Origin of the sequence: Mycobacterium sp., assembly GCF_032162105.1 — a bacterium.
Taxonomy (GTDB): Bacteria; Actinomycetota; Actinomycetes; order Mycobacteriales; family Mycobacteriaceae; genus Mycobacterium.
In genome coordinates, this window is sequence record NZ_JAVRPS010000700.1 from 1 (window position 1) to 4,280 (window position 4,280).

The 4,280-nt window shown below is 65.0% G+C and carries 5 protein-coding genes and 1 pseudogene; all 6 read right to left on the reverse strand.

The window, feature by feature from the left end; all coding sequences use genetic code 11:
* Positions 1-254, reverse strand: a pseudogene (locus QOC69_RS35440) (SDR family mycofactocin-dependent oxidoreductase); the annotation flags it as partial.
* Positions 251-1,825: a flavin-containing monooxygenase gene (locus QOC69_RS35445; RefSeq protein WP_526447394.1), complete on the reverse strand. Its 1,575-nt coding sequence runs from the start codon at positions 1,823-1,825 to the stop codon at positions 251-253. The pseudogene QOC69_RS35440 and the gene QOC69_RS35445, both read right to left, overlap by 4 nt.
* Positions 1,822-2,424 (reverse strand): TetR/AcrR family transcriptional regulator, encoded by a 603-nt coding sequence (locus QOC69_RS35450; protein WP_526447396.1) that lies wholly within the window; start codon positions 2,422-2,424, stop codon positions 1,822-1,824. Before QOC69_RS35450 ends, QOC69_RS35445 begins: the two co-directional genes overlap by 4 nt.
* Before the next feature lie 159 nt (positions 2,425-2,583).
* Entirely contained in the window at positions 2,584-2,991 is a 408-nt protein-coding gene (locus QOC69_RS35455) for a hypothetical protein (RefSeq protein WP_526447398.1), read from the reverse strand.
* A 511-nt stretch (positions 2,992-3,502) separates the two neighbouring features.
* The gene (locus tag QOC69_RS35460; protein ID WP_526447400.1) at positions 3,503-4,039 is read right to left on the reverse strand and encodes a DinB family protein; all 537 of its coding nucleotides are present in this window, start codon (positions 4,037-4,039) and stop codon (positions 3,503-3,505) included.
* A gap of 10 nt (positions 4,040-4,049) precedes the next feature.
* Positions 4,050-4,280, reverse strand: a 231-nt coding sequence (locus tag QOC69_RS35465) for a neutral zinc metallopeptidase (protein WP_526447402.1), incomplete at its 5' end; no start/stop codon positions are given.

The following is a 4,280-nucleotide window of genomic DNA, read 5'->3' on the forward strand; positions in this document are numbered from 1 at the left end:
GCGGCGTCGCGCACGTCGACCTCCCTGGCGAGGATCTTGCGTCCCTCGCCTTCGACGAGGTTCACGGTCTCGGCGAGATCCTCCGACGTCGCCGGCTCGTAGCCGTTGTGCGCGGCGACCGGCCCGCAGGCGTCGATCGCGACGACGTCCGCACCGGCCCGCGCGAGTCGCACGCAGTGCGAACGGCCCTGCCCGCGAGCCGCTCCCGTCACGTAGGCGACGCGTCCGGCCAGCGGGGTGTCGTTGTCGGTCATGCGGGTTGCTCCTTCGGTACCGGCACGGGCGCGATGCGCACCGTCCGCTGGGTGAACTCGTAGTCGGCGAGCGGGGACCGGCGGGCGAATCGCCGTGACGCGGTGATGGTCTGGGGCCGGTAGTAGACGACTTCTCGTTGCGAGTTGACGAAGTAACTGTTCTGACCGCGATTACAATCGACGATGTATACCTGAATCGCCTTGCCACGACGCTGCATCTGATCGTTCCAACGGTTGAACGCGTCCTGGCTCACCTCGGCGACCTGGGCGCCGCGTCTACGGGTCTCATCGATGATCCGGACCGCGTGCTCGGCGATCGTCTCGTCGTAGTCCATCCACGCGAAGCCGACGTAGCCGGTGGGCCCGACGATCTCCCAACGGTTCGGTAGACGCGGATGCGCAGTGCCGGCATAACTGCGCATCCCGTGCGCGCGATAGTACTCGGCAAGGTCGAAACCGTTGGCGCCAAGCACTGTTCCCCGCCGGTAGGTCTCGGGATCGGTCCACAACTCGTAGCCGGTGGCTGCCACGATCAGATCGGCCTCGTGCTCGACGCCGTCCGTGGTGCGCACCCCGGTACTCGTGATCCGCTCGATCGGGGTGGTGATCAACGCGGTGTTGGAACTGTTCAGCGCCTTGAAGAAGGCACTGGAAATGACGGGGCGTTTGGCGAGGATCCCAATCCGGGGAACGAGCGCCCTTCGGTACGCCGGGTCGTCGACCGTCGCGCGGAGCAGTACGCGATACAACAGGCGGGACCACTTGTCGTAGAGCGGTAGAACGCGGGCGAGAACCTTCGCAGGCAGCCGCGGCAGCAGATGCACGATGGGCACCACCATGAAGGCATCCATCGACAACCGGCCGAGCACGTTGATGGCGGCGCTGGAACCGGGAAGACGCAACAACCTCCGCGCCAACGGTGAGAATTCGAAGTCGATCTTCGGGAGCACCCAACCAGGGGTGCGCTGGTAGACGTCCAGTGTCTTGGCCTGCCCAGAGAGCGCCGCGGCGATCTGCACGCCGCTGGATCCGGTTCCGATCACGGCGATCCGCTTGCCGCGGGCGTCGTACTCGTCGTCCCATGCGTTGGGCCGCAGAACGGTACCTTCGAACTCGTCGACGCCGTCGATGTCGATGTTGGCCTTGGCGTTGACATAACCACCGACCGAGCTGATCACGAACCGTGCGGTGATGTCGGGGTGCCCGCGGATCGTCAGCCGCCAGACTCCAGCCGAGTCGTCCCACTGTTGGCGAATCACTTCGGAATTCGCCTGCAGCTGGTCGTAGAGCCCCAACTTCGACGCGGTGTCTTGAAAGTAGCGGTAGAGCTCTGGGCCCGGTGCGAACAGGCGACTCCACTCGGCATTCGGATTGAATGACAGCTGATACCAAATCGACGGAATGTCCACGGCGAGACCGGGGTAGTGGTTGTCTCGCCATGTCCCGCCGAAGTCGTCGCCACGTTCGACGATGACGAAGTCCTCGATGCCCCTGCGCTGCAACAGGTGCGCGGCGGCGATACCACCTGGCCCGGCGCCGATGATCGCTACCTCGAAGTCGGGTCGGGTCATGTCATCCTTCCGCTCAATCCTGCGACGATGTGGTCACTCACGAATCGCTTCACCGACCGTGGGCTGTTCAGGTTGACGCCGACGGGCGGCAGGAGTTCGAAGCTCAGCAGCATGCGCACGATCCACTCGCTCGCTCGCGCCGCATCCACGCCGGCGCCGACCTCCCCGGTGGCTTGGGCCGCCTTCACCAGCGGCTTCCACAGTTCGATGGCGCGGCGCATGAGGTCGTCGCCGGTGTTGCGTAGTAGCAGCACCACGATGCCCTCGTTGATGCCGCCCGGTGCGATCGAGTCGGAGTTCTGCCGATGCGCGCAAATCAGAACCGCCGCAGCCGAGACCTTTTCAGCCAGGGTCCCGGCCTCGTCGATCTCGGCGGCCATCCCGCCGACGAACGCAGAAGCGAGGTGATCAAGGGCGATCTTGATGGCGTGGTCGCGGCTACCGAATGCGTTGTGCACCGTCCCCCGTGAGACCCCGGCGGCTTCGGCGACGGCGGTGAGGCTGAACCGCCGCGGACCCATCCGCCGCAGGGTGTCGGTGGTGGCGGCCAGCAGCGCGGGGGACACCGTTCTGGTCAGGGGAACCGGCTCGGTGCGCATTTGAACACATTAGCGATATGTGTTCAATGTGGTCAATGCCTCGAATGGACCCAGAAACACGACATGGACACCGCCAGAAGCGGTGTCCATGTCGTGTCAGAAGGCTGACCCGACCCGCGCGAGGCGGGCCGGGTCATACCCTCGTTTTCAAGCGTTCGATCAGTGGTTGCCGACGACGTTGTTGCCCGCGGTGCCAACCGCCGAGATCACGCCGTTGCCCGCGGCGCCGGTCTGGCTGATGGCGTTGGTGCCCGCGGTGCCCGTCTGGGTGATGGCGTTGGTGCCCGCGGTGCCGGTCTGGCTGATCGCGTTGTTGCCCACGGTGCCCAGGTTGATCTGCGCGGTGCTCAGCAGGCCGCCGAGGCCGCCAAGGAGGTTGCCGCCGAAGACGCCAACGTTGACGAGGCCGGGGGTGATCTTGTTGCCCGTGTTCGTCACGACCTTCTGGTCGGCCGACGCCGATCCTGCCGAGCCGAGCGCCAGCGCGGCGCCGAGTACTGCGGTGCCCGTGGCCATGGCGGCCGCGGCGAAAAACCTACGTGTCGACTTCTCCTGGATCTTGCCCATGATCAATTCCCTTCAGCAAAGTATTTCCGACCTACCATAAGTTACCACACCAGATGTGGCCGAGTCTCCAACGAAATGATTACGAAATGTTCAATCTTTCAAGGCGATCACGGAGATTTGCTCCAGCGTCAATGACGTGGCCTCGTCAAGTGGTCAGCGCATTGCTGATGATTGACGTGCGCGCAGTAACGTATGGTGCCCTCTGTACGATATGCCAACTGAACTGCAGTTGACACCACCGTTAAGGCATGGATTGGCATCTGTCGACGGCTGCCAAATATCCCCAGTCGGGGTTAGCGATGTGGCTGGTGGAGGGTTAATCAACGGGTTCGCTATTTATCTAGTGCGGCTCGGCGCAGGCACTATGCGCGGCGCCTGGGTCGGCTTGACGAAAGATTGCTGAGAGCGAGTCACAGCAAACTCATCTTCGACGTTCGGTGTGTCGGCCCATCGCGCGCTTCAGCGAACGGACACGACGTGTGTCGTGGCGAGGTGGAAGGAGTGGTCGCGGTCAGTCCGCTGAATCGACGTCCCAGGCGTGGTGAACGATGTCGTGCAGGTGGTAGACCGCGATCGACGCGACGGTGAACTCACTGCCGTTGCTACGCAGTCCACGGCGCGACCACGCGCCGTCGGGCACCGTCGCATAGGTGTCGGCGACGGCTTCGGCGGCCTCGGCGAGTTCGGCGGCGACGGTGTCGGGCCGCTGGGAGGCGTAGTCGTCGGCCAAAGCCGTCTCGTCCTGGTCCCAGTTCGGGAAGTGGGGAGCGTTCTCGTCGAGCATGAGGCGCACCCGCTGACCGAAGGTCCGGTGCACATCGCGCACGTGGCAGCCGTACTCCAGGACCGACCACACGCCGGGCCGCGGCCGCTCGGCCACCCCGGGGCGCTCGAGCCGGGTCAGCCAGTTGACTGCGTCCTTGCGGATGCGTCCGGCGACGTCGGTCGCGTGCACGGCCGCAGCGTCGAAACCGCATTCCGGACACGGACGGCCAAGGACCCAGGTCCAGTCCTTGTCGTCGGGCTCGACGTCGTCGCTTGCAGTCACTGCGCGGCGCTCAGCCGAGGTCGCGGGCGGAGAACGTGTCGCACTTGTTGGGGTCGCCCGTCTGGTACCCGGTGGTGAACCACTTCTGCCGCTCGGCCGACGAGCCGTGCGTCCACGTTTCGGGGTTGACCCGGCCCGTCGAGGACTTCTGGATGCGGTCGTCGCCGACCGAGGATGCGGCTGACAGCGCGTCGGCGATGTCCTTGTCCGTCAACGGTTCCAGGAACGGCACGCCGGTGCT